Origin of the sequence: Bacillus timonensis, assembly GCF_004799755.1 — a bacterium.
Classification (GTDB): Bacteria; Bacillota; Bacilli; order Bacillales; family Bacillaceae_L; genus Ferdinandcohnia; species Ferdinandcohnia timonensis_A.
The window spans coordinates 1-26330 of record NZ_SLUB01000003.1 but is presented as its reverse complement, the minus strand read 5'-3'; the positions used below and the strand labels follow the sequence as shown (position 1 = coordinate 26330).

Here is a 26330-nt window from a genome sequence, read left to right as displayed (position 1 = left end):
AGAATGTTTGTTTCATATAAATGGTTGCAGGAATACGTTGATTTAACAGGAGTAACGGCAGAAGAATTAGCAGAAAAAATTACGAGAAGTGGAATTGAAGTAGAAGGTGTCGATCATTTAGGAGAAGGCATTAGCGGGATTGTCGTTGGTCATGTATTAGAATGTGAGCAGCACCCAAATGCTGATAAATTAAATAAATGTCTTGTTGATGTAGGTGAAGGGGAGCCTGTTCAAATTATTTGTGGAGCACCGAACGTTGCAAAAGGCCAAAAGGTTGTAGTCGCTAAGGTAGGTGCTGTCTTACCAGGCAATTTTAAAATCAAAAAGGCAAAGCTTCGTGGTGAAGAATCAAATGGAATGATCTGTTCTCTTCAAGAGCTTGGCTTTGAATCAAAGCTTGTTTCGAAGGAATATGCTGAAGGGATTTTTGTTTTCCCGCATGATGTAGAGCCTGGAACAGACGCAATTGCTGCGTTAAATCTTGATGATAAGGTTCTTGAGCTTGGATTAACACCAAATCGTGCTGATGCTATGAGCATGATGGGGGTTGCATATGAGGTTGCGGCTATTTTAGGAACAGACGTAAAACTACCACAACCAAAAGTATCAACATCAGGGGAAAAAGCGAAGGATTACATTTCGATTTCTGTAGAAGCGAAGGAAGATAATCCATTATATGTAGCACGTGTAGTGAAGAATGTAAATATTGGTCCATCACCTTTATGGCTTCAAACACGTTTGATGGCAGAAGGAATCCGCCCACATAATAATGTTGTCGACATTACAAACTACATTTTATTAGAATATGGTCAACCACTACATGCGTTTGATTATGACCGACTAGGTTCTAAAGAAATTCTTGTTAGGCGGGCAAACAATGGAGAAAAGATTACAACACTAGATGATGCTGAGCGTACATTAACGGATGAACACCTAGTAATTACAAATGGAACCGTTCCAGTTGCCCTTGCAGGTGTAATGGGTGGAGCGAATTCTGAAGTGAAAAGTGACACAACAACCGTTTTAATAGAGTCTGCTTATTTTACAGGAAGCACAATTCGTAAGTCATCTAAAGACCACGGTTTACGTAGTGAGGCTAGTGCGCGCTTTGAGAAAGGAATTGATCCAAATCGTACTCGTGAAGCAGCAGACCGTGCAGCTGAACTAATGGCGGAGTTTGCTGGTGGAGAAGTTCTTGAAGGTGTTGTGGCTGTTGATACTCTTGATATTGAGCCAGTAAATGTTTCTGTAACACTTGATAGAATCAACAAAGTGTTAGGTACTGAAATTTCAAAAGAAAAAGTAGAAGCGATTTTTACGAATCTAAAATTCTCATTTACTGTGGATAATGATACATTCCATGTAACTGTACCTACTCGTAGACCTGACATTACAATCGAAGAGGACCTAATTGAAGAAGTAGCGCGACTATATGGATATGATGAATTACCAACAACTCTTCCTGTTGGAGAATCAAAACCTGGCAGATTAACGGATTATCAAGCAAAGCGTCGTTTAGTGAGAAGATATTTAGAAGGTGTTGGATTATATCAAAGCATCACATATTCACTTACAAGTGCTGAAAAAGTAAACAAATATGCACTTGAACAAACTGAGCCAATTCGTTTGGCTATGCCGATGAGTGAAGAACGCAGTCTTTTAAGATTAAGCCTTCTTCCACATTTATTAGAGGTTGTTTCACATGATCTAGCTCGTCAAATTGATAGTGTAGCAACTTACGAAACAGGATCAGTATTTATTCCTAGACCAGACCAAGAACTACCTGAAGAAAAGGAACACTTAGCAATTGCCCTAACAGGATCATGGTTATCACCAACATGGCAAGGTGAGAAAAAAGCGGTAGATTTCTATGTAGTAAAAGGAATTTTAGAAGGGCTGTTTGAAAAGCTTGGTCTTGAAAATAGAACTTCATTCCTACAAGCTAGAGTGGAAGGCATGCATCCTGGACGAACAGCTGCTGTGTTATTAGATAACAAAGAAATTGGGTTTGTTGGCCAAGTTCACCCAAATGTTCAAAAAGACCTAGATTTAACGCCAACGTATGTGGTTGAATTATCATTAAAGGATGTTCTAGAAGCCGATGTTGAAGAAATCCTTTATCAACCAATTCCACGATTCCCGTCAATGACTCGTGATATTGCACTTGTTGTTGATCAATCAGTGGCTGCAGGTGACATGAAGCAGGTTATTATTGAAGCGGGTGGTAAGCTACTTCGCGATGTTACAATCTTTGACCTTTATGAGGGAGAGCGTATGGAACCTGGTAAAAAATCAGTTGCTTATTCAATCAAGTATTTTGATCCAGAACGTACGTTAACTGAAGAAGAAGTAACAAAAGCACATGAAAAAGTACTAAAAGCTGTTGCTGAAAAATTCAATGCAACTTTGCGTTCATAATAAAAAATGGAGGGGGTCACATTGGACCCCCTCCATTTTTTTGTCTAGCACCAGGCACTAGCGCCTTTCTTATATCTTAGCTATTTTCTTTGCTTTTTCTGTATTTGCAAAATGAAGCTTTGTGAAGCTACGTAGTGCACTTATTCCATGCTTTTTGATCAGTTTAGCAGCAACTACATCAACTTGGGCTCCAGCCCCCTTTTTTAATTCAAGGCCAGCCTTTTCACTTAGCTTATCAAATTCCTTAACGAAAGAATACCTTGCTATGATGGAAGCAGCGGCGACAGATAAATGAACACCTTCTGCCTTTGTGCTGAAATACACATCGTCTTTTATAATTTCCTTTTGACCGCTTAAATGTTTGAAATACACATCAGGAACAGCGAATTGGTCGATTAAAATACCGTCTGGTGTAGCGGGAGCAATTTTTCTTAGGACATGTCCTATTGCTTGGTTATGTAGCAATGCCTTCATTTTACCTTGAGTCATGCCTTTTGCTTGAAGTTCATTGTATTTTTCATTATGTAAAATTAAAAGGCTATATGGAATCACATGAATAATCGATTCAGCAATTTCACAAATTTGTTTGTCATTTAAATCCTTGGAATCTTTAACCCCAAGTTCCTTTAGCAAAGCAAACTTTTCATTCGAAACATATGCGGCGACAACAGTCATTGGACCAAAATAGTCACCTGTCCCAACCTCATCAGAGCCAACCATTGAAAGTGTTCCGATATCGGGTGGTAAACCACTATTTTTAGCAATAGATTTCTTATTAGCAGTCGTTTTAGTAGAAGTTTCTGAACTTCCCCATTTATCCGCTTCAACAGCAGCGCCATTTCCTTGAAATAATACTTTCCCAGATTTATATGCTGTAATGGTACAGCTTGGTAGTTTAGCAACAAAAACCCCACCCTGTGGGACCTTAGCCTGTAATTGGCTTTTATAATGTGATTTCATTTTTTCAATCGTACCGGGGGTACACTTTAGGACAGTATTAGACAAAATTAACTTTCCCCTTACATATTTAGATATGATTCTTTATAATCTATCATAACGTTTGTTGAGATTTCTTTCCATACATATCGTGTTCGTGGTATTATTATCTGTAGGATTGACTAGAATGGAGGCCAACTACTTGTCACAGACACAAAAAACAAAAACAACTGTAGATATATATGGACAGCAATATTCGATAATCGGGTCTGAGAGCACAAGCCATATACGCCTTGTGGCCTCAATTGTCGATGATAAAATGAGAGAAATTAGCAGTAAAAATCCCTCTCTTGATATTAATAAACTGGCAGTTTTAACAGCCGTAAATATAGTCCATGAACATTTAAAGCTAAAAGAAGAATATGAAGAACTTGAAAAACAATTAGAACAAGCAAAAAATGAAAAGGATTGACGTGATATGTTCGATTTAGTCTTAATAATCATCCTTTTAATGGGATTTATAATTGGGTTAAGAAGAGGATTTATTCTCCAAATCGTTCATCTGACCGGGTTTATTGTTGCATTTATTGTTGCCTACCTTTATTATGATGAACTTATGCCAAAATTAGTATTATGGATTCCATATCCAACATTCGGTGATGCCGAAACGATGAAGTTCTTATTTGAAAGTACAAATTTGGAAACAGCTTATTATCGTGCCATTGCCTTTGCTATTATCTTCTTTGCCACAAAGTTTCTATGGCAAATCATTGGATCAATGCTAGACTTCCTTGCAAATCTACCACTTTTAAAACAAATCAACGGGTGGGCTGGAGGTCTATTAGGTTTTGTTGAAGTCTATTTAATTGTGTTTATCGTACTTTATATTGGAGCACTCCTCCCGGTTGAAATCGTTCAGTCTAATCTTAATGATTCATTTATGGCTAAGATGATTGTCCAACATACCCCATTCTTTACAGGTAAAATTAAGGACTTGTGGATTTAACTTCTCTCTAACAGAGAAGTTTTTTTTGTGAAAATCAGTTTTTAACCCACAAAAAGTGACTTTTTTACAAAAAATCTGTATCATTTTGGTTAGTTGAACGTAAGGAATATAGGTAGGTGGTAACCATGACAGTCAATAAAAAAGATGTAATCCATCTTTTAGAAACAATTGCAATTTATATGGAGTTAAAAGGGGACAACCCATTTAAAATATCAGCCTTTCGAAAAGCAGCAGCTGCCCTTGAGAATGATGACAGAAGCTTATCAACAATCGATGACTTCACATCATTACCTGGAATTGGCAAAGGAACAGCGGCGGTGATTACAGAATACATCGATACTGAAGAATCATCAGTGTTAAATGAATTAAAAGAAAAGGTACCTGAAGGCCTAATCCCCTTACTTAACCTGCCAGGACTTGGTGGCAAAAAAATAGCCAAGCTCTATCAGGAACTAGGTATAGAAGATATGGAAATGTTAAAACAAGCATGCCAAAATGAAAAAATTCAGAGTCTAGCAGGCTTCGGAAAGAAAACGGAAGAAAAAATACTTGCTGCCATTGAGGAATATGGCAAACGACCGGATCGCTTGCCGATTGCTTTAATGCTTGCACTAGCTGAAGAAATTGAGGAACAGCTTAGTAAGATGGATGGAATTCACACATTTTCCCGTGCAGGCAGTCTTCGCCGGATGAGAGAAACAATCAAAGACCTTGATTTTATTATTGCAACAAATGAACCTGAAAAAGTGCGAGAACAGCTTTTACAGCTAAACGGCATTAATGGAATTATAGCAAGTGGAGATACAAAGGTTTCCGTCCAAATTTCATATAGCTATGATATTTCGGTTGACTTTCGTCTCGTGAAACCACATGAATTTGCAACGACTCTTCACCATTTTACGGGAAGCAAAGACCATAATGTGAGAATGAGGCAATTAGCAAAAGAACGTGGTGAGAAAATTAGTGAGTATGGCGTTGAAAACAGTGAATCAGGTGAAATAAAAACGTTTGAAACGGAAGAAGAATTCTACCGATATTTTGGACTTACCTTCATCCCGCCAGAGCTTAGAGAGGATGGCTCTGAGGTAGATGCATTCCAAAAGAAAGTGGACCATATTCAGCTCGAAGATATAAAGGGTGATCTCCATATGCATACATCTTGGAGTGATGGTGCCTACACCATCGAAGAAATGGTAGAGGCTTGCAGGAATAAAGGTTATCGTTATATGGCGATTACAGACCATTCCCAATACTTACGCGTGGCGAATGGGCTAACACCTGAGCGTTTACTAGAACAACACAAAGAAATCAAAAGATTAAATGAAAAATATGACGATTTTACAATATTTACAGGTGTTGAAATGGATATCTTACCAGATGGCAGTCTTGATTATAACGACGACATTATTCGAGATGTTGATGTTGTGATTGCATCCATCCATTCAAGCTTTTCTCAACCAAGAGAGAAAATCATGCAGCGTTTAAAAACGGCTCTTGAAAGTCTACATGTAGATATTATCGCACACCCTACTGGAAGGATTATCGGGCGAAGAAAAGGGTATGACGTAGATGTCGATATGTTAATTGAGTTAGCAAAAGAAACAAATACTGCGTTAGAACTAAATGCGAATCTGAACCGATTGGACCTTTCTTCAGAATATATTAAAAAGGCACAGGAGAAGGGCGTAAAACTAGTCATTAACACGGATGCTCATAATTTGGACATGCTAGAGGATATGGGATATGGCGTTTCCGCTGCAATAAAAGGGTGGATTAAAAAGGAGAATGTCATTAATACATGGGATAAGGATGAGCTCATTGCATATCTAAAACGAAATTTATAAGATTAAATCGGAGCCTTGATGTTGAAGCAGTTGGTGCAAGAAGGGAGTTTAAGCATGCAACCACGAGTTTTAAAGGTATTAGAGTTTGATAAAGTAAAGGAGCAGCTCAAACAGCATGTCTCATCCTCATTAGGAAGAGAAAAAGTAGATAAAATGATCCCATCCACAAATGTAGAGGAGGTTATTTTTCTACAAGAACAAACAGATGAAGCTGCGAAGGTATTACGCTTAAAAGGGAATGTTCCGCTCGGAGGATTAACAGATATTAGAGCTTCCATAAAGCGAGCTAGCATCGGTGGAGCTCTAAATACGATGGAGCTATTGGATATTGCAGGTACAATTTATGCCGGACGTCAAATGAAGAAATTTATAGAGGGCATGATTGAGGATGATATTGTTCTACCTATATTAGGAGAACTAGTTACAAGCATTACGCCCTTATTCGAGCTTGAACAAAAAATAAAAAACAGTATTGATGATAATGGAGTGGTCATGGATGGCGCGAGTGACAAATTACGTGGAATTCGCGTACAGCTCCGTAGCAGTGAAGCAAGAATTAGGGAAAAACTTGAACAAATTATTCGTTCGTCATCCGCCCAAAAAACACTTTCAGATGCCATTATTACGATTCGTAATGACCGATATGTAATCCCGGTTAAACAAGAATACCGTGGGACATATGGCGGAATCGTTCATGATCAATCCTCTTCAGGTGCTACACTATTTATTGAACCGCAATCAGTAGTGGAGCTTAATAATGTACTGCAAGAGGCGAGAGTGAGAGAAAAACAAGAAATTGATCGCATTTTACTCGAGTTGTCAAATGAGGTAGCAGGTGAAGCTGAATCACTTTATCAGAATGTCGAGACACTTGGTGAACTTGACTTTATGTTCACAAAAGCGAGCTACAGTAAAAAAGTAATAGGCTCGAAACCAAAAATTAATGGCGATGGGTATGTCCTAATAAAAAAGGGCCGCCATCCGTTAATTGACCCACAAGTAGTGGTTCCTAATGATATTGAGCTTGGTAAAGACTTTACTTCAATCGTTATTACTGGTCCAAATACAGGTGGTAAAACCGTGACATTAAAAACAATCGGATTATTAACGATTATGGCACAATCAGGTTTACAAATCCCTGCACAGGAAGAGTCAGAGATTGCGGTATTTGAATCGGTGTATGCTGACATCGGGGACGAACAATCGATCGAACAAAGCTTAAGTACGTTTTCATCCCATATGGTAAATATTGTAGATATTTTAAAGCGTGTTGATGAAAATAGTTTAGTGCTTTTTGATGAATTGGGAGCAGGAACCGATCCACAGGAAGGAGCTGCACTTGCAATTTCCATTCTTGATGAAGTCTATAATCGTGGTGCGAGGGTGATTGCTACAACGCATTATCCAGAGCTTAAAGCATATGGATACAATCGAGAAGGGGTTATAAATGCAAGTGTTGAATTCAATATAGAAACATTGAGCCCGACATATAAGCTATTAATTGGAGTCCCCGGACGAAGTAATGCATTTGAAATTTCAAAACGTCTTGGACTTTCAGATAAGATTATAAAGCTCGCAAAAAGTCATATTAGCTCTGAAACGAATACAGTTGAAAATATGATTGCATCCTTGGAAAAAAGTAAAAAGGATGCTGAGCAAGAGCTTGATGACGCAGAAGAAATCCGTAAACAAGCTGAAAACCTTCATAAGCAGCTACAACAGCAAATCATCGAATTTAATGAACAGCGTGATAAATTATATGAAAAAGCTGAACAAAAAGCAGCTGAAACAATTGAAAACGCAAAAGCTGAAGCAGAAGGTGTTATTCGCGATTTACGTAAAATGAAACTTGAACAACAATCACTTGTCAAAGAACATCAATTGATTGATGCGAAAAAACGCTTGGAAAATGCCGTTCCAAAGCTTACAGAAAAAACAAGTAAACAATCTGTTGTAACGAAAACGAAGAGAAAGCTTGTTCCAGGTGACGAAGTGAAGGTAATCAGTTTAAATCAAAAGGGTCACCTAATTGAAAAGGCTGGAAATAATGAATGGCAGGTACAAATTGGAATTTTAAAAATGAAAGTAAAGGAAAATGACCTTGAGTATGTGAGTAGCCCGAAACCAGTGGAAACAAAACCTCTTGCAACAGTAAGAGGTAAAGATTATCATGTTAGTCTGGAGCTTGACTTACGTGGTGAACGATATGAAAATGCACTAGCAAGAGTGGAAAAATACATTGATGATGCTTTATTAGCGGGATATCCACGTGTTTCGATTATCCATGGAAAAGGAACTGGTGCCCTAAGGCAGGGAGTTCAAGAATACCTGAAAAATCACCGTTCTGTAAAATCAACAAGATTTGGGGAAGCAGGAGAAGGTGGAACAGGCGTCACGGTTGTAGAACTCAAATAAACACAAATGAAGTGCAATCTCTAATAGGGAGAGAAGAAGATGGAGCAATTTTGGGATAATGAGTATGTGTTAACAGCTGCTAACTACAGTGTGGTTATACTGTGTATGGTTCTGTTTATGGCCATATTTGAATTAGTCACCAAATATAAAAATTGGGAAGAAATCCAAAAGGGGAACCTGTCAGTCGCAATGGCAACCGGTGGGAAAATCTTCGGAATCGCAAATATATTTCGCTACTCCATTCAAAATCATGACTCACTCTTCGTCATGATCAGCTGGGGCGTATTTGGATTCTTCCTCCTATTAATTGGCTATTTTATTTTTGAATTTCTAACTCCAAGGTTCAACATCGATGTTGAAATACAACAAGATAATCGCGCAGTAGGGCTGATATCCTTAATCATATCAGTGGGACTTTCATATGTAATTGGCGCAGGGATCGGAAATGGTGGTTTTTAAATATGGAAAAGCTAGCTAAAATTTTGTTAGTAGTTAGTGGAATCTTTGTGGTCATTGGAATAATATATTTGGTTTTATAACGTATGGGGCTGATGGAATAACCATTAGCCCTATATTTTTGTCGTAAAATCGTAGTAAACAGCAACAACAATTCATGAATGTAATTGTCACGGAATATTCATTATACTATAATGAGTATAAATGGTTTGAAAATTCAAACTGGTCATTGAATACGTATTCGTATTCTCGATAAAAAAGTGAATAAGGGAGGTTATCAGATGGAGTTAGAAAGACCGTGGTTAGCAAATTATCCGGAGGAAATTCCACATACGCTTGAATACGAGAGCATTCCGATTCAAACGTATTTGAAACGAACAGCTACTGAATATCCTCAAAAAACAGCAGTTCATTTTCAAGGAAAAGAATTAACTTTTTCGCAGGTGTATGAGGAGTCATTGAAGCTAGCAAACTATCTGGTGGAGCAAGGGATCAAAAAAGGAGACCGAATTGCCATCATGTTGCCAAACTGTCCCCAAGGTGTTATTGCCTATTACGGTGTATTATTTTCAGGTGCGATTGTTGTCCAGACGAACCCTTTGTATACGGAAAGAGAACTTGAGTATCATCTAATGGATTCAGGTTCAAAAGCAATCATTACATTGGATATCCTTTTTCCACGTGTCTCAAAAGTGAAAGCGCTAACACAACTTGAACACATCATTGTGACCGAAATTAAGGATTATCTACCTTTCCCTAAAAATTTAATTTATCCTTTCATTCAAAAGAAGCAATATGGTATTGTAGTTAAAGTTGAGCATGAGGGTACGAACCACTTGTTAAGGGAAATTATCAAGAATTCCGAGGCAAAAGAAATCGATATAGAGATTGATCCAGAAGAAGACCTTGCATTATTACAATATACAGGAGGAACAACGGGTTTTCCAAAAGGAGTAATGTTAACACATCGTAATTTAGTTGCAAATACAATGATGTGTTCAAAGTGGATGTATAAATGTAAAAAAGGAGAAGAATCTGTATTAGCAATTCTTCCATTTTTCCATGTATATGGCATGACCACAGTATTAAATCTCTCGATAATGATGGCTTCCAAAATGATTCTTATGCCAAAATTTGACGCAGGAGACACATTAAAAACAATTCATAAGATGAGGCCAACATTATTTCCGGGTGCACCAACAATGTACATTGGATTATTGAATCACCCCGACCTTAATAAGTATGATTTATCTTCTATTGATTCCTGTATTAGTGGTTCGGCAGCATTGCCACTTGAAGTTCAAGAACAATTTGAAAAAATAACTGGTGGGAAGCTAGTCGAAGGCTATGGATTATCGGAGGCCTCCCCTGTAACACATGCGAATTTACTTTGGGGTCATCGTGTAAACGGCAGTATTGGGTTGCCATGGCCAGACACAGATGCAGCTGTGCATTCAATGGAAACAGGTGAGCCTGTCGGATTTGGTGAAATTGGTGAAATTGCTGTAAAAGGTCCTCAGGTCATGAAAGGATATTGGAATAAACCCGAGGAGACAGCAGCAACATTTCGAGATGGCTGGTTATTAACAGGTGATTTGGGTTATATGGATGAGGATGGATTTTTCTATGTGGTAGATCGCAAAAAGGATATGATTATTGCGGGTGGATTTAATATTTACCCAAGAGAGGTAGAGGAAGTCCTTTTTGAATATGAAAAGATTCAAGAGGCTGTTGTTGCTGGAATTCCTGATCCATATCGCGGTGAAACTGTAAAGGCATATGTTGTTTTAAAAGAAGGTCAGCAATGCACAGAAGAAGAGCTTGATAAACATTGCCGTAAGCATCTGGCTGCCTATAAAGTTCCAAGAGTCTATGAATTTAGAAAAGAATTACCTAAAACAATGGTAGGTAAAGTACTGAGAAGAGTGTTAGTGGAAGAAGAAAAGGAAAAACGAACCAAAGTAAATTAAGATTTAGGATCAATCAGCTCTATAGACATCTATGTATGAACATAAGCTAACGAGCCATGATGTGAGCCTATGGCTCTCCTTCTTTTGAATGGAAAGAACCAATAAGAATCATGTCAACTTTAATAATAAACTATTCTTGACAGTTGTTGGTTTACGTTTTATCATAGAAATATGAATGACTATTCATTCATTTTTCTGAAAGGAAGTAAGGTCTTGAAAAAAACAACAAAACCAAAATACAAGCAAATCATAGATGCGGCAGTAGTTGTCATTGCAGAAAATGGATATCATCAATCACAGGTCTCAAGAATTGCGAAACAAGCAGGCGTGGCGGACGGGACGATTTATCTCTATTTTAAAAATAAAGAGGACATTCTTGTGTCGTTATTCCATGAAAAAATGGGAGAGTTTATTGAAAAAATTGAAGCTGAGATAGCAGGAAAAACGAGTGCGGCGGAGAAGTTATTAACATTGGTCGAAAAACATTTTGAACTTTTATCTGCTGATCATCACCTTGCAATCGTTACACAGCTGGAATTAAGACAATCAAATAAGGAATTACGACACCGAATTAATGAAGTCCTAAAAGGATATTTAAGAACAATCGAAACGATTATCCAATTTGGTAAAGAAAACGGTGAGTTTAATCCGAATCTTGATGTCCGGTTAGCGCGACAAATGATTTTTGGCTCGATTGATGAAACAGCAACCACGTGGGTGATGAACGAGCAAAAATATGATTTGTCAGCATTGGCAAAAGATGTTCATGCCTTATTAGTAAATGGTTGTGGAAAGACACGCCAGTAAAGTAAGTGTTCAAAAGGAGGTTGAAAAGGACCGAGAAGTTCGAGGCGGTGTAGCTTTGAGTACCGCAACGTATGCAGTTAATACGTGAGGAACGGAGAAGCAAGCCAACGAAGAAATTCGATGTGTCATCTTCAACCAACTTTTTGAACTTCCTATAAGAGTTATTTTAGAGGTGTGTTACATACATATACATTATAGGAGGGATCTTAGTGGAGTTTTTTAAAGTAAAAATTGATGAGTACATCGCTACAATTTCCTTTAATCGTCCTCCAGCAAATGCATTATCGACTGCAGTTTTGAAAGAGCTTACAAGTTTGCTAGAGACACTAGAGTCTAATGATTCTGTGCGAGTTTTGGTTATACATGGGGAAGGGCGATTCTTCTCTGCTGGGGCTGATATAAAAGAATTTACAACAATCAACTCTGGTGAAGAATTTTCTAATCTTGCAAGAAAGGGTCAAACCATACTTGAAAGAATGGAACGATTCCCAAAACCGATTATTGCAAGTATTCACGGTGCAGCCTTAGGCGGTGGGCTAGAGCTAGCAATGGCATGTCACTTCCGTCTTGTGAGTGAAAAAGCGAAACTTGGCTTACCTGAGTTGCAGCTTGGACTTGTCCCGGGATTTGCGGGTTCTGCACGCTTACCACGTTACGTTGGAATTGCTAAAGCTGCTCAAATGCTGTGGACAAGTGACCCGATTAGCGGCGTCGAAGCAGTCCAATACGGTCTTGCAAATCAGGCTTTCCCAGAAGAAAAACTTCATGAGGAAACGTTGGAGATTGCAAAAAAGATTGCCCAAAAAAGCCCTTTAGCGTTAAAAGCAACTATTGAATTGTTAAACTCAATGAAAACTGAACAATATGAAGCAACAGTTAAACGAGAGGCTGTTTTATTCGGTGAAATGTTTGTCTCCGAAGATGGACAAGAAGGAATAACTGCGTTCGTCGAAAAACGACAACCAACGTTTAAAGGAAAATAACAGATAACAAGTGTTTAAGAAAACACATAGATTTTGACGAAAAAGCACAAACCTTAGGAGGGAAACACATGAACATCTTTGTTATTTTGAAAAGAACATTTGATACAGAAGAAAAAATCGTTGTAAACAACGGCCAAATCAGTGAAGATGGTGCTGAATTTATTATTAACCCTTATGACGAGTATGCGGTTGAAGAAGCGATTAGACTTCGCGATGCAAATGGTGGAGAAGTAACGGTTGTAACAGTTGCTACGACTGATGAAGCCGATAAAGAATTACGTACAGCGTTAGCCATGGGTGCAGATAAAGCCGTAATGATTAATACAGAAGATGACTTAGAAGATGGAGATCAGTATTCGACCGCCAAAATACTAGCTGAATACTTAAAGGATAAGGATGCCGATATCATTTTAGGTGGAAATGTTGCAATTGACGGTGGTTCAGGTCAGGTCGGTCCACGTGTTGCAGAACTTTTAGATATTCCTTATGTAACAACCATTACAAAGCTTGAGGTTGATGGCTCAAACGTAACAGTCGTTAGGGACGTAGAAGGGGACTCTGAGGTGATTGAAACTTCTTTACCATTATTAGTCACATGTCAACAAGGATTAAATGAGCCTCGTTACCCATCCTTACCTGGCATTATGAAAGCGAAGAAAAAGCCACTTGATGAGCTTGAGTTAGATGATTTGGATTTAGATGAAGATGATGTAGAAGCAAAAACAAAAACAATTGAAATCTACCTTCCACCTAAAAAAGAAGCGGGTCGTATGCTTGAAGGCGAATTAGAAGACCAAGTCAAAGAACTGGTATCACTTCTTCATAATGAAGCAAAGGTAGTATAACCGAATCTGAATAGATGTTTTTGTATCCAATTTCAAGAAAATCACTCAACTAATCTAGGGGGTTACGCATAATGTCAAGAAAAGTTTTAGTTCTAGGAGAAGCACGTGATGGTGCGTTACGTAACGTATCTTTTGAGGCTATTGCAGCTGGTAAAACAGTGGCTGAAGGTGGAGAAGTCGTTGCAGTTTTGGTTGGAGACTCGATAAGTTCATTGGCAAATGAATTAATCCAATACGGTGCAGACAGGGTTGTAACAGTAGAAGATGAGAAATTAGGATCTTATACTCCTGATGGATTCTCTCAGGCTGTGTTAGCTGTTATTGATGCCGAATCACCGGAAGGTTTAGTATTTGGTCACACTGCATTAGGTAAAGACCTATCACCTAAGATTGCAAGTAAACTTAATTCTGGTTTAATTTCAGACGTAACGGCAATTGAAAGTGCTGGTGGAAACATTGTTTTTACTCGTCCTATTTATTCAGGTAAAGCGTTTGAAAAGAAAATTGTGACGGACGGATTGATAATCGCAAGTGTTCGCCCAAACAATATTACCCCACTTGGAAAAGATGAATCGCGTACTGGAGAAGTTACATCTTTATCCGTTGACATTAAGGACTTACGTACAATTGTAAAGGAAGTGGTTCGTAAGGCAACGGAAGGTGTTGATCTGTCTGAAGCGAAAGTTGTGATTGCAGGTGGACGTGGAGTAAAAAGTGCAGAAGGATTTGAACCATTAAAAGAATTAGCAAATGTACTTGGTGGAGCGGTAGGCGCTTCCCGCGGTGCATGTGATGCTGATTACTGTGACTACTCTCTTCAGATTGGTCAAACGGGTAAGGTAGTTACGCCAGATTTATATATCGCTTGTGGTATCTCGGGAGCTATTCAGCACTTAGCTGGGATGTCAAACTCTAAAGTAATCGTAGCAATCAACAAAGACCCTGAAGCAAACATCTTCAAGGTTGCAGACTACGGTATCGTTGGAGACCTATTTGAAGTTGTGCCAATGCTTACAGAAGAATTCAAGAAATTAAAAGTAAATGCATAATATGTAGCGAAGCGAGCTAACTAGCTCGCTTTATATATGGATGATTTTTTCTATTTACTCTTGAATAAAATATGGTATACTAAGCAAGCGATGAGCTCAATTGCATAAGTCGAGTTGAACTGCCTATTGGCAAGCACTATGTGGAGTGTTGTCTCTCGCCGCAATACGCAAAAAGACGTCCTATGTGGGCGTCTTTTTCTATCTGTCATTCTGATTCCATACATATCAGCGTAATAATTTGGGGAAGATGATTATAGTGTCTAGTCTTATCAATCCTGTTTTAGCTAATTTTAGATGTTGAAGCAAATCATTCGTAAAATGACATTCCAGATGTTATACTCTTGGTATAATTTCAAAGTTGTAACATATTTAGGAGGGGTTTAAATGGCTATTACAAACGTAACGGATCAAACTTTTGACACAGAAACAAAAGAAGGTGTAGTTTTAGCAGATTTCTGGGCACCTTGGTGTGGACCTTGTAAGATGATTGCTCCAGTATTAGAAGAATTAGATTCTGAAATTGGAGATAAAGTAAAAATCGTAAAGCTTGATGTAGACGATAACCAAGAAACTGCAGCTAAGTTTGGTGTAATGAGCATCCCAACTTTACTTGTTTTCAAAAACGGTGAAGTTGTTGACAAAGTAGTTGGTTACCAACCAAAAGAAGCTCTAGCTGGAAGACTAGCTAACCATTATTAATCCAAAAAACAGCCGCTAGGCTGTTTTTTTTGTTTGCTCTTTTTTAATAAAAGGAATTCCTTATTTTTACACATACAACTTCTGCATAAAATGTTACAATATTAGGTACGGCTTATCTAGATGTAAATGCACAAAGATACATTAGATTTTATAACAGATGGAGTGGTGAAAAATGCACGATCATCTTAAAGAAAAATTAGCGATATTACCGGACCAGCCTGGTTGTTATTTAATGAAAGACAGGCAAGGAACCATTATTTATGTAGGAAAAGCGAAAGTGTTAAAGAATCGTGTTCGGTCTTATTTTACAGGGTCGCATGATGGTAAAACATTAAGACTTGTAAATGAGATTGAGGATTTTGAATATATTGTAACATCTTCAAATATTGAAGCACTCCTATTAGAAATAAACTTAATTAAAAAATATGATCCAAAATATAATATCATGCTAAAGGATGATAAGACATATCCGTTTATTAAAATTACTGCTGAAAAACATCCTCGTTTGTTGATAACGCGGAAGGTGAAGAAGGATAAGGGTAAATATTTTGGACCATACCCGAATGTACAAGCTGCAACTGAAACAAAAAAACTATTAGATCGGATTTATCCTTTGCGAAAATGTTCAACGCTACCAGATAAGGTTTGCTTGTATTATCATATCGGTCAATGTCTTGCTCCTTGTGTGAACGAAGTATCTGATGAAACAAATAAAAAGATGGTAGACGATATTATTCGCTTTCTAAATGGTGGATATAAAGAGATTAAATTGGAATTAACAGAAAAAATGATAAAGGCTTCGGAAGAACTTGATTTTGAGAGAGCAAAAGAATACCGTGATCAAATCACAAATATTGAAACAACAATGGAAAAACAGAAGATGACGATGACCGATTTTATCGATCGAGATGTTTTCGGTTATTCCTACGATAAAGGCTGGATGTGTGTTCAAGTCTTTTTTATTCGTCAAGGTAAATTAATAGAACGGGATGTTTCTTTATTCCCATTTTACAATGAGCCTGAACAAGATTTCTTAACTTTCCTTGGTCAATTCTATTTGAAAGAAAATCATTTTAAACCAAAAGAAGTTTTACTTCCTAGTTCAATTGATCATGAGATTGCTGAACAATTACTAGAAGTAAATGTTCAACAGCCTAGTCGGGGAAAGAAAAAACAACTAATAGACTTAGCAACAAAAAATGCTAAAATCGCATTAAAGGAAAAATTTACTCTCATTGAACGTGATGAAGAGAGAACAATCAAGGCAGTAGAGAACTTAGGTCAACGATTGGGAATATACACTCCACATCGAATCGAGGCATTTGATAACTCAAATATCCAAGGAGCAGACCCTGTTTCAGCAATGATTGTTTTTACAGATGGGAAACCAGATAAAAAGGAATACAGAAAATACAAAATTAAAACGGTTCAAGGTCCTGATGATTATGAATCAATGCGGGAAGTAGTGCGAAGAAGATATAGTCGCGCACTCAAAGAAAACCTTCCATTGCCTGACTTAATCCTCATTGATGGTGGAAAAGGTCATCTTGCTGCAGTAAGGGATATTCTAGAAAATGAGTTAGGATTAGTAATCCCGTTAGCAGGGCTAGCGAAGGATGATAAGCATAGGACTTCAGAGTTATTAATTGGGGAGCCGCCTAAAATTGTAGAATTACCAAGAAATAGCCAGGAGTTTTATCTACTCCAACGAATTCAAGATGAAGTACACCGTTTTGCGATTACCTTTCACCGTCAAGTTCGTGGGAAAAGTGCTTTTCAATCAGTGCTTGATGATATTCCTGGGGTCGGTGAAAAACGAAAGAAAGCAATACTAAAGCATTTTGGCTCAATCAAGAAGTTAAAAGAAGCAAGTATTGAGGAAATTCAACAAGCGAATATTCCTCGCCCTACAGCTGAAGCCATCTATGAAAAATTAAAGGAATAGTCGTTGCTATTTTAAAAATACTCTGATATAATCCTAACTAATATAATATTACACTTCATTACGTTGAAGTGATGATAGAGGTGCAAGCTTTATCAGTATGCAATAGGAGGGGGATGAGCCCCTATGATGATTGCTGAAAGGAAAGTTTGCCGAAGTGAAAAAGGACTCATATCCTTTTTTGCTGGTCTTATGTTTAAGAGACGTAAGATTGTCAAGATGAATTCATCTTGGAGAGCTATCTCACGGTGTGACACGTTGTTTTTACGTATATCACAGCAATGAGATAATCTCATTGCTGTTTTTTTATTATTTGAAGGAGAGGGTATAAGCATGGGGATCATCGTTCAAAAGTTTGGAGGCACCTCTGTAGGGTCACCGGATAGAATTAAAAATGTTGCTAATCGCGTTATTCAAGAAGTGGAAGCAGGAAATCAAGTTGTGGTTGTTGTATCAGCAATGGGTAAAACAACAGATCAGCTTGTGAGCCTAGCAAATGAAATAACAAGCTCGCCAAGTAAACGCGAGATGGATATGTTGCTAAGTACAGGTGAACAAATCACAATTGCTCTATTATCAATGGCCCTACAGGAACAGAGGCATGAGTCTGTATCTTATACAGGCTGGCAGGCTGGAATTGAAACGGAGGCTATACATAGCAATGCCCGTATTGAAAATATTGAAGTTTCAAGAGTAAACGAAAGCTTAAAAGAAGGCAAAATCGTTGTCGTTGCAGGATTCCAAGGGATCAGTAGCTCTGGAGATATAACAACTCTTGGACGAGGTGGTTCTGATACAACCGCTGTTGCACTTGCAGCAGCATTAAATGCTGACAAATGTGATATCTACACAGATGTAACAGGTGTATATACAACAGATCCTCGTGTAGTACCATCTGCTCGTAAACTTCATTCCGTTTCCTATGATGAAATGCTGGAGCTTGCGAACCTAGGTGCAGGCGTACTTCACCCACGTGCAGTCGAATTTGCCAAAAACTTTGAAATGCCGCTTGAAGTTCGTTCAAGTATAGAGCTAGAAAATGGAACCGTTATTGAGGAGGAAGTTTCAATGGAAAAGAATCTAGTTGTTAGGGGAATTGCTTTTGAAGACCAAATAACAAGGGTAACCGTTTCTGGATTACCAAATGAATTACACACACTTTCAACCATCTTTGGTACACTTGCAAAGAATGGTCTAAACGTAGATATCATCATTCAAAACCAGACAGATGAGAATCATACAAATATTTCATTTTCAGTAAAAACTCAAGATTTACGCGATACATTAGCTGTTTTAGAAAATAATAAAGATTTATTAAAATATGAAAGCATCCAACATGAAGATGGGTTAGCGAAGGTATCGATTGTTGGCTCTGGAATGGTTTCAAATCCAGGGGTTGCAGCTGATATGTTCCAGGTACTTGCACAAGAAAACATTGAAGTTAAAATGGTAAGTACATCCGAAATTAAAGTCTCTACTGTTGTCGATCAAGCAAGTATGGTGTGTGCGGTTGAAGCTTTACATGATTCATTTAATTTAGCTGCAGTTGAAGAAGAAAAAGCAAAAGTGAGACTATAATTTAATTTCAAACAGGGTCGTTCAAAGGTGTTTATTAGCTTTTGGGCGCCCCTTTTGTATATAAAAAAACTGCACAAAATGTGCAGGAATTAATCTTCGGTAATATCTTTCTGGTCCCACTTTACCGTAAAGATGATACTTTGAGCTCGCCTTTTTTGTTGTTCAAAGCTTTCGGTGATCCGATTTTTCTGTTGTTGAATTTGTTGAGCAAGAAAACCAGATTCAAGTTGGAAGGTACAAATATCCTTACGTTTAAAACGAGATGAAACGATGGAACCATCCAAATGAAATTCAATGGAGTTCTTATCTGAACGCTCTACTTTAAGGTCTCCCCATCCAGCATCATGAAAAAACGCAATAATTTCTTCAATCGTTGGTAAGGGGAATCTGCGGGCAAGATTTTTTCCAGCCCAGTATAAAATCTGTGGAGTTTCTTTTCCTAATAGGTCAGGAATTAAAATTTCACGTATGAGTTCATATCCAAAAACAGAAACAGTCTGTTCGCTTAGGTTTACATTTTGTTCATTGATGTTCATGTTCTTCACTGCATTCCCCTCTTTCTCCATTCATTATTATAAACTATCGGAGATAAGAAACACATGAATTTTTTTGTTTCTTTTTGTCATATGAAATGGATTTGTACGACAGGTTAGGCCAAATAAAAGTGTCAAAATATTATCAGATTCATGAATAAATTGTGGACGTGTTTCCTTGACGCTCTTGCTTTATGGGAGTAAAATGAATTTGTTACATTATACTGATAAAAGAAAATTGCGGCTACATTTGTTTTTTTATCTATGAAAAAAGTATTTTGTAGTTTCCTGCAAAGGTTTTCAATTGTCAGTTTTTAATTCGTCCTTTTATATAATTTTGCAGGATGAGGAATGAAAATGAAGTACCAAAAGGTACGGTTTATTATTAAGGGGGGGTAAATTAAAGTATGGCAGGTAATCGTGAGTTTTTTAATCGCAGGATCCATTCGTTATTAGGTGTGATTCCTGTAGGGGTATTCTTATTGGTACACTTAACAGCGAATAATTTTGCGACAAGAGGAGAAGAAGCATTTAACAGTGCTGCTGGTTTTATGGGAAATCTTCCATTTAGAATCTTTCTAGAGGTAGTTATTATTTATCTACCATTAATATTCCATGCGATTTACGGTCTCTATATTGCCTTTACCGCAAAGAACAATGTGAGTAGATACGGTTTCTTCCGTAACTGGATGTTCTTCCTGCAACGAATAACAGGAATCATTACTCTAATTTTTGTAGCATGGCATGTATGGGAAACACGTATTCAAGCAGCTTTTGGAGCAGAAGTTAACTTTCAAATGATGGAAGAGATCTTAAGTTCACCAGCAATGCTTATTTTCTATCTTGTTGGTGTAATCTCAACAATTTTCCATTTCTCAAATGGCTTATGGTCATTTGCTGTAAGTTGGGGGCTTACAATAACTCCTCGCTCTCAACAAATTGCAACATATGTTACAGTCATTATTTTTATTGCATTATCTTACGTAGGTGTATCAACAATCTTAGCTTTCGTTTAAGAATTTAAATATTTGAACGTTCACGGTTACATATACAAGTTGAACGATCTCTTTATTGGGAGTGAGTTACTTTGAGTCAAGGAAAGATTATCGTAGTTGGTGGTGGATTAGCTGGGCTAATGGCTACCATCAAGGCCGCGGAAGAAGGAACACAAGTTGATTTATTTTCACTCGTACCGGTAAAACGTTCTCACTCTGTTTGTGCACAAGGTGGGATTAACGGTGCGGTTAATACAAAAGGTGAAGGGGATTCTCCTTGGATCCACTTCGATGATACAGTATATGGTGGAGATTTCCTCGCTAACCAAAAGCCAGTTAAGGCAATGTGTGAGGCAGCTCCTGGAATTATTCACTTAATGGACCGTATGGGAGTTATGTTTAACCGTACACCAGAAGGTTTACTTGATTTCCGTCGATTTGGTGGTACTCAACACCATCGTACTGCATTTGCTGGTGCAACTACTGGTCAACAATTGCTTTATGCATTAGATGAGCAAGTTCGCCGTCATGAAGTAGCAGGGCTTGTTACCAAGTATGAAGGATGGGAATTCCTAGGAATCATTCAAGATGATGAAGGAGTTTGTCGTGGTATCGTAGCACAGAACCTTCACTCTATGGAGATTCAATCTTTCCCTGCAGATGCTGTTATCATGGCTTCGGGTGGACCTGGAATCATCTTTGGTAAGACAACTAACTCAGTTATTAACACTGGTTCTGCTGCATCTATTGTGTACCAACAAGGTGCATATTATGCAAACGGTGAGTTCATTCAAATTCACCCAACTGCAATTCCTGGAGATGACAAACTTCGCCTAATGAGTGAATCTGCTCGTGGTGAAGGTGGACGCGTATGGACATACAAAGATGGTAAACCTTGGTACTTCTTAGAAGAAAAATATCCTGCATACGGAAACTTAGTTCCACGTGATATTGCAACACGTGAAATCTTCCATGTATGTGTAGATATGAAGCTAGGTATCAACGGTGAAAACATGGTTTATCTAGATCTATCACATAAAGATCCAAAGGAACTTGATATTAAATTAGGTGGAATTATTGAAATCTATGAAAAATTCATGGGTGATGATCCACGTAAAGTTCCAATGAAAATCTTCCCAGCTGTCCACTACTCAATGGGTGGATTATGGGTTGATGATCACCAACAAACAAACATTCCTGGTTTATTTGCAGCAGGAGAATGTGATTTTTCACAGCACGGTGCAAATCGATTAGGTGCCAACTCGCTATTATCAGCTATTTACGGTGGAATGGTTGCAGGTCCAAATGCAGTTCATTACATCAATGGACTTAAAAAAGGTACTGATTCTATATCTTCATCTGTATTCGATAGCCACGTAAAACAAGAGCAAGAAAAATGGGATAACATTATGTCAATGGATGGTACGGAAAATGCATACATCCTTCACAAAGAACTTGGTGAATGGATGACAGATAACGTAACCGTTGTTCGATACAATGACAAGCTCTTAAAGACAGACGAAAAGATTCAAGAACTTTTAGAACGTTACAAAAACATTAATATCAATGACACGTCTAAATGGAGTAACCAAGGTGCGACATTTACTCGTCAATTACAAAATATGCTTCAGCTAGCACGTGTAATTACAATTGGTGCTTATAACCGTAATGAAAGCCGTGGAGCACACTACAAACCTGATTTCCCTGATCGTAATGACGAGGATTTCTTAAAAACAACAATGGCTAAATTTACTGGGAAGGATTCTGCGCCTGCATTCCATTATGAAGAAGTAGATACTTCATTAATTGCACCACGTAAACGTGACTATACAAAGAAGAAGGAGGAAAATTAAGATGAGTGAAAAAACAGTTGAATTTCATGTAACTCGTCAGGATACTCCAGACTCTGAACCATATGTATTAAAATTTAAGGTTCCATACCGTAAGAATATGAATGTTATTTCCGCTTTAATGGAATTTCGTCGTAATCCGGTAGATCTTAATGGAAATAAAGTAGCCCCAATTACCTGGGATATGAACTGTTTAGAAGAGGTTTGCGGTGCTTGTTCAATGGTTATTAATGGTAAACCTCGTCAATCTTGTTCAGCCCTTATTGACCAACTTGAACAACCAATTAAACTTGAGCCAATGAAGACATTCCCTATTGTACGTGACTTGCAAATTGACCGTAGTAGAATGTTTGATTCATTGAAAAAAGTAAAAGCTTGGATTCCAATTGATGGAACTTATGATTTGGGTCCTGGTCCTCGTATGCCAGAGAAGAAACGTCAATGGGCATATGAATTATCAAAATGTATGACATGTGGTGTATGTTTAGAAGCCTGTCCGAACGTTAACAGCAAGTCTGATTTCATCGGACCAGCTCCATTATCTCAAGTTCGTTTATTTAATGCTCACCCAACAGGTGCAATGAATAAGAGTGAACGCTTAGAAGCGATAATGGGCGATGGTGGTCTTGCAAACTGTGGTAACTCACAAAACTGTGTGCAGTCTTGTCCAAAAGGTATTCCACTTACTACATCTATTGCTGCTCTAAACAGAGATACATCTATCCAAGCATTCAGAAATATGTTTGGTAGTGACCAAGTCTAATAGAAATACGAAAGCACTCCTTCATGTAAATGGAGGAGTGCTTTTTTACGAAAAGAGTTGTCACCATGGTGACAACTTATAGAAACCTCAAAAATTCCTTCTTTTCCATTAGAAGAAGGCACCACTTTACTGTAAAGTGAATAATCTTATGTAAGGGAGCTATTGGAATGAAACATATTACGTATATCGATGATATTGAGACATGGGAGAATGCATTTGATTTTTTTCAACCGATTCAAGTCCGCTTTTCCGAAACAGATATGTTTGGACATTTAAATAACACTGTACCCTTTACTTATTTTGAGGAAGCAAGAATTCAATATTTTAATAAAATTGGGTTTATGCAAAAATGGACCGACAAATCCAGTGAAGCAATCCCCGTAGTTGCAAGCCAACAATGTGACTATTTGAAACAAGTCTTTTTTGGAGAACAGCTTAAGTTATTCGTCAAAATAAATCAGCTTGGCAATTCCTCAATGGATATTCATTATATGGCAAAGGACAAAGAAGGATCCATTTGTTTCGTCGGTAGGAGTACATTAGTTCAAATGTCTAAGCGAACAGGAAAAGGGGAACCATGGTCTGATGAGATGAAACATATGTTAAAAAAGCACCTAACCTATATTGTATGAGCTAAGTAGAACGAATATACCAAGGCATTAAAAAATGGACGCGAAAATGTCTACATATCAACCTTTTAACAGTCACAGCAATACTCTCCTTCTCATACTATATTGTGACTAAATATATACCCATCCAGTAGTTCAGCTCGAACCTTAGCAAGGAGGGTTACAATACTTGAAGGAGAAAGAGTTTCAACCAAAACCGCTACTAACAAAAAGAGAGAGAGAAGTTTTTGAATTACTAGTTCAAGATAAAACAACGAAAGATATCGCAAGTGAACTATTCATTAGCGAAAAAACAGTTCGTAACCACATTTCGAATGCGATGCAGAAGCTGGGAGTAAAGGGGCGTTCTCAAGCAGTTGTAGAGCTCCTTCGTATGGGAGAACTTGAACTTTAAGTATTACCGGCTACACTTTACACATGTAAGGTAGCCGGTTACTTATTTAGGCAACAACTACATATTTCGATATACTTGAACTTGCTTTTTGCGCGAAAAAAGTAGAAAATAAGAATAATATAGTTTTTTCCTGAAATGAAGAAGTTCTTACGAATCATATATTTTCACTAACTGTGACACGAGAGAAAGCAGTTGGTTTTACACTAAAAAACCTTACTAGGAGAGGATGTAATGACAGTTCAAGGGAGCAATGATACTAAAGACTACCAAGTAATCGCTGATATCGAAAAATCGCTTCGTTTTATTTCCGGCTTACTTAAACAAAAAGGTCGTGAAATCTTAAGTAACTTCACCATTACAACACCACAGTTTATCGCCCTTCAGTGGTTACTTGAACATGGAGATATGACAATTGGTGAATTATCAAATAAAATGTACTTAGCTTGTAGCACAACAACCGATCTTGTTGATCGAATGGAAAAAAATGAGCTTGTGATGCGTGTAAAAGACCCAAAAGATCGTCGTGTCGTTCGAATTCATTTACTTGAAGAAGGGGAACGTATCATCGAGGAAGTGATTAAAAAAAGACAAGATTATTTGCACGAAATCATGGAAAACTTCTCTGACGAAGAAGTGATCCAATTAGAAAAAAGTCTTAGGAAATTACATCAAGAAATGCGAGTAGAATGAGGCGAAACGTTTGAAAAGACCAATTGGAGTTATAGATTCTGGGGTGGGCGGTTTAACCGTTGCTCGGGAAATAATTAGACAATTACCTAATGAAGAAATCATATATCTAGGTGATAACGCAAGATGTCCATATGGGCCAAGACCTAAAGAAGAAGTTCGTCAGTTTACATGGGAGATGACGAACTATTTATTGTCACATGAAATTAAGATGCTTGTTATCGCCTGTAATACAGCAACCGCCCTCGTTTTGGATGAAATCCAAGCAGAGCTTTCCATCCCAGTAATCGGCGTAGTCTACCCAGGAGCAAGAACCGCATTAAAGGTTACAAAAAATAACTATGTTGGTGTCATCGGAACAGTCAACACAATTGAAAGTGGAGCTTATGAAGATGCACTAAAATCAATCAACAATCAAATCAGTGTCGAAAGCCTTGCATGCCCTCAATTTGTTCCACTAGTTGAAGCAGGCGAGTTTGTCGGCCAAAAAGCTGAACAAATTGTCGCAGATTCACTTGAGCCACTACGAGGTAAGGATATTGACACTTTGATTCTCGGCTGTACCCATTATCCAATACTTCGTAATACGATCCAAGCCTATCTAGGAAATAGAATTAAGCTTATCGATTCCGGAGCCGAAACTGCGCGCGAGGTCAGCACTGTATTATTCTATAGTGGACTCTTAAACAAAAAGGCGAGGAAAAGGAGCCACTTATTCCTCACAACAGGCGAGAAGGAAATCTTCCAACGAATCGCCACCAACTGGTTTGAGAAACCGGTCTATAATGTGAAATCGGTAAAGTTATAGGAATGAAAAGTCCCGGGGTGGGGCTTTTTTGTTTGCCTTACTTTGGATTGTAGATATTTCACTATATTTCTTGGAACATGGAAAAAGTGCAAAGTGATTTCGTTCTCAAAGATAAGCTTTCATAACTATTAGAGGAATCAAAGGATAATGTTACCATCACTGTTTGAACAAAGTACAAGTGAAGGTAAGAATAGGAGCTAATCGTACCCCCACGCAACGTCCATGGCCGGAGTGAAGGTAAGAATAAAGGCTAATCGTGCCCTCACCCAATGTCCATGGCCGAAGTGAAGGTAAGAATAGAGTCTAATCGTACCCTCAAGCACCGTCCTGAGCCAGAGTGAAGGTAAGAATAAGGTCTAATCGTACCCTCGTATAAGGTTCACAGCCGAAGTGAAGGTAAGAATAGAGTCTAATCGTACCCTCAAGCACCGTCCTGAGCCGGAGTGAAGGTAAGAATAAGGTCTAATCGTACCCTCGTATATAAATGTCAACACAAATATGTACATTTTTGCTTGTTTAAGGATGTACAAAATTACTCATTTTCTATCGTAAAATGATCCTTTAAGCGGTAGGAATCCCCCACCATTGTCACGACTGTCGCATGGTGTAAAATACGGTCTAGAATGGCATTTGCCAGTTTAGGTTCCTGAAAGACTTCATCCCATGCTTTAAAATTTACATTTGTTGTTAAGATAGTACTTCGCTTTTCATATCGCATATCAA

General features: G+C 37.9%; 24 protein-coding genes and 1 riboswitch. Of the genes, 21 read left to right on the top strand and 3 right to left on the bottom strand.

Annotated features, from left to right (window positions below; translation table 11 throughout):
* Positions 1–3: 3 nt before the first annotated feature.
* Positions 4–2418: a phenylalanine--tRNA ligase subunit beta gene (pheT, locus tag E1I69_RS02465; RefSeq protein ID WP_136378056.1), complete on the top strand. Its 2415-nt coding sequence runs from the start codon at positions 4–6 to the stop codon at positions 2416–2418.
* A gap of 69 nt (positions 2419–2487) precedes the next feature.
* Here pheT and rnhC read toward each other — a convergent pair whose 3' ends face one another.
* Positions 2488–3423, bottom strand: coding sequence for a ribonuclease HIII (gene rnhC, locus E1I69_RS02460; RefSeq protein WP_136378055.1), 936 nt, complete (start codon positions 3421–3423; stop codon positions 2488–2490).
* Between the two features lie 133 nt (positions 3424–3556).
* Here rnhC and zapA point away from each other — a divergent pair, with 133 nt between their 5' ends.
* The 13 genes from zapA to E1I69_RS02395 all read left to right on the top strand — a co-directional run bounded on the left by zapA (position 3557) and on the right by E1I69_RS02395 (position 18948).
* A complete protein-coding gene (zapA, locus tag E1I69_RS02455) occupies positions 3557–3826 on the top strand; it encodes a cell division protein ZapA (protein ID WP_136378054.1) in 270 nt (89 codons plus the stop codon).
* A gap of 6 nt (positions 3827–3832) precedes the next feature.
* Positions 3833–4360: a CvpA family protein gene (locus E1I69_RS02450; RefSeq protein WP_136378053.1), complete on the top strand. Its 528-nt coding sequence runs from the start codon at positions 3833–3835 to the stop codon at positions 4358–4360.
* Between the two features lie 125 nt (positions 4361–4485).
* The gene (gene polX / locus E1I69_RS02445; protein ID WP_136378052.1) at positions 4486–6204 is read left to right on the top strand and encodes a DNA polymerase/3'-5' exonuclease PolX; all 1719 of its coding nucleotides are present in this window, start codon (positions 4486–4488) and stop codon (positions 6202–6204) included.
* 54 nt (positions 6205–6258) lie between these two features.
* Positions 6259–8619, top strand: a complete 2361-nt coding sequence (locus E1I69_RS02440) for an endonuclease MutS2 (RefSeq protein WP_136378051.1) — start codon at positions 6259–6261, stop codon at positions 8617–8619.
* Between the two features lie 39 nt (positions 8620–8658).
* Positions 8659–9078: a DUF350 domain-containing protein gene (locus E1I69_RS02435; protein ID WP_136378050.1), complete on the top strand. Its 420-nt coding sequence runs from the start codon at positions 8659–8661 to the stop codon at positions 9076–9078.
* Between the two features lie 278 nt (positions 9079–9356).
* Positions 9357–11045 carry a long-chain-fatty-acid--CoA ligase gene (locus tag E1I69_RS02430; RefSeq protein ID WP_136378049.1) on the top strand — a complete coding sequence of 563 codons (1689 nt, stop codon included), beginning with the start codon at positions 9357–9359 and terminating at the stop codon, positions 11043–11045.
* 213 nt (positions 11046–11258) lie between these two features.
* Positions 11259–11852, top strand: a complete 594-nt coding sequence (locus E1I69_RS02425; RefSeq protein ID WP_431731854.1) for a TetR/AcrR family transcriptional regulator — start codon at positions 11259–11261, stop codon at positions 11850–11852.
* Between the two features lie 209 nt (positions 11853–12061).
* On the top strand, positions 12062–12835 hold the full coding sequence (locus E1I69_RS02420; RefSeq protein ID WP_136378047.1) for an enoyl-CoA hydratase: 774 nt from the start codon (positions 12062–12064) through the stop codon (positions 12833–12835).
* A 68-nt stretch (positions 12836–12903) separates the two neighbouring features.
* Complete coding sequence (locus E1I69_RS02415; RefSeq protein WP_136378046.1) at positions 12904–13680, top strand: electron transfer flavoprotein subunit beta/FixA family protein; 777 nt, start codon at positions 12904–12906, stop codon at positions 13678–13680.
* 71 nt (positions 13681–13751) lie between these two features.
* Entirely contained in the window at positions 13752–14729 is a 978-nt protein-coding gene (locus tag E1I69_RS02410; RefSeq protein WP_136378045.1) for an electron transfer flavoprotein subunit alpha/FixB family protein, read from the top strand.
* Positions 14730–15113: 384 nt separating this feature from the next.
* A complete protein-coding gene (gene trxA, locus E1I69_RS02405; protein WP_136378044.1) occupies positions 15114–15428 on the top strand; it encodes a thioredoxin in 315 nt (104 codons plus the stop codon).
* Between the two features lie 172 nt (positions 15429–15600).
* On the top strand, positions 15601–17373 hold the full coding sequence (gene uvrC / locus E1I69_RS02400; RefSeq protein ID WP_136378043.1) for an excinuclease ABC subunit UvrC: 1773 nt from the start codon (positions 15601–15603) through the stop codon (positions 17371–17373).
* Positions 17374–17440: 67 nt separating this feature from the next.
* Positions 17441–17619: riboswitch (Lysine riboswitch) on the top strand.
* Between the two features lie 84 nt (positions 17620–17703).
* Positions 17704–18948: an aspartate kinase gene (locus E1I69_RS02395; RefSeq protein WP_136378042.1), complete on the top strand. Its 1245-nt coding sequence runs from the start codon at positions 17704–17706 to the stop codon at positions 18946–18948.
* Positions 18949–19037: 89 nt separating this feature from the next.
* Here the strand turns inward: E1I69_RS02395 and E1I69_RS02390 are convergent, their stop codons facing one another.
* Positions 19038–19493: a YslB family protein gene (locus tag E1I69_RS02390; RefSeq protein WP_431731853.1), complete on the bottom strand. Its 456-nt coding sequence runs from the start codon at positions 19491–19493 to the stop codon at positions 19038–19040.
* Between the two features lie 395 nt (positions 19494–19888).
* Here E1I69_RS02390 and E1I69_RS02385 point away from each other — a divergent pair, with 395 nt between their 5' ends.
* From E1I69_RS02385 to racE, 7 genes are all read left to right on the top strand, one after another.
* Positions 19889–20497: a succinate dehydrogenase cytochrome b558 subunit gene (locus E1I69_RS02385; RefSeq protein ID WP_136378041.1), complete on the top strand. Its 609-nt coding sequence runs from the start codon at positions 19889–19891 to the stop codon at positions 20495–20497.
* A gap of 71 nt (positions 20498–20568) precedes the next feature.
* Positions 20569–22329 (top strand): succinate dehydrogenase flavoprotein subunit, encoded by a 1761-nt coding sequence (gene sdhA / locus E1I69_RS02380; protein ID WP_136378040.1) that lies wholly within the window; start codon positions 20569–20571, stop codon positions 22327–22329.
* 1 nt (position 22330) lies between these two features.
* Complete coding sequence (gene sdhB, locus E1I69_RS02375; protein WP_136378039.1) at positions 22331–23089, top strand: succinate dehydrogenase iron-sulfur subunit; 759 nt, start codon at positions 22331–22333, stop codon at positions 23087–23089.
* A 167-nt stretch (positions 23090–23256) separates the two neighbouring features.
* Positions 23257–23721 (top strand): acyl-CoA thioesterase, encoded by a 465-nt coding sequence (locus tag E1I69_RS02370; protein ID WP_136378038.1) that lies wholly within the window; start codon positions 23257–23259, stop codon positions 23719–23721.
* Positions 23722–23887: 166 nt separating this feature from the next.
* Entirely contained in the window at positions 23888–24112 is a 225-nt protein-coding gene (gene gerE, locus E1I69_RS02365) for a spore germination transcription factor GerE (protein WP_010678342.1), read from the top strand.
* 231 nt (positions 24113–24343) lie between these two features.
* Positions 24344–24802 (top strand): MarR family winged helix-turn-helix transcriptional regulator, encoded by a 459-nt coding sequence (locus E1I69_RS02360; RefSeq protein WP_136378037.1) that lies wholly within the window; start codon positions 24344–24346, stop codon positions 24800–24802.
* A gap of 10 nt (positions 24803–24812) precedes the next feature.
* A complete protein-coding gene (racE, locus tag E1I69_RS02355; RefSeq protein ID WP_136378036.1) occupies positions 24813–25607 on the top strand; it encodes a glutamate racemase in 795 nt (264 codons plus the stop codon).
* Between the two features lie 532 nt (positions 25608–26139).
* Here racE and E1I69_RS02350 read toward each other — a convergent pair.
* A partial coding sequence (locus E1I69_RS02350) for an ATP-binding protein (protein WP_161974828.1) occupies positions 26140–26330 on the bottom strand: 191 nt, incomplete at its 5' end.

Bases quoted from the DNA above. Each gene is read 5' to 3' on its own strand.
- pheT (WP_136378056.1), top strand. From the start codon at position 4: ATGTTTGTTTCATATAAATGGTTGCAGGAATACGTTGATTTAACAGGA.
- uvrC (WP_136378043.1), top strand. From the start codon at position 15,601: ATGCACGATCATCTTAAAGAAAAATTAGCGATATTACCGGACCAGCCT.
- E1I69_RS02410 (WP_136378045.1), top strand. From the start codon at position 13,752: ATGTCAAGAAAAGTTTTAGTTCTAGGAGAAGCACGTGATGGTGCGTTA.
- E1I69_RS02370 (WP_136378038.1), top strand. From the start codon at position 23,257: ATGAAACATATTACGTATATCGATGATATTGAGACATGGGAGAATGCA.
- E1I69_RS02360 (WP_136378037.1), top strand. From the start codon at position 24,344: ATGACAGTTCAAGGGAGCAATGATACTAAAGACTACCAAGTAATCGCT.
- E1I69_RS02385 (WP_136378041.1), top strand. From the start codon at position 19,889: ATGGCAGGTAATCGTGAGTTTTTTAATCGCAGGATCCATTCGTTATTA.
- E1I69_RS02440 (WP_136378051.1), top strand. From the start codon at position 6,259: ATGCAACCACGAGTTTTAAAGGTATTAGAGTTTGATAAAGTAAAGGAG.
- E1I69_RS02395 (WP_136378042.1), top strand. From the start codon at position 17,704: ATGGGGATCATCGTTCAAAAGTTTGGAGGCACCTCTGTAGGGTCACCG.
- E1I69_RS02435 (WP_136378050.1), top strand. From the start codon at position 8,659: ATGGAGCAATTTTGGGATAATGAGTATGTGTTAACAGCTGCTAACTAC.
- polX (WP_136378052.1), top strand. From the start codon at position 4,486: ATGACAGTCAATAAAAAAGATGTAATCCATCTTTTAGAAACAATTGCA.
- trxA (WP_136378044.1), top strand. From the start codon at position 15,114: ATGGCTATTACAAACGTAACGGATCAAACTTTTGACACAGAAACAAAA.
- E1I69_RS02415 (WP_136378046.1), top strand. From the start codon at position 12,904: ATGAACATCTTTGTTATTTTGAAAAGAACATTTGATACAGAAGAAAAA.
- E1I69_RS02430 (WP_136378049.1), top strand. From the start codon at position 9,357: ATGGAGTTAGAAAGACCGTGGTTAGCAAATTATCCGGAGGAAATTCCA.
- sdhB (WP_136378039.1), top strand. From the start codon at position 22,331: ATGAGTGAAAAAACAGTTGAATTTCATGTAACTCGTCAGGATACTCCA.
- E1I69_RS02450 (WP_136378053.1), top strand. From the start codon at position 3,833: ATGTTCGATTTAGTCTTAATAATCATCCTTTTAATGGGATTTATAATT.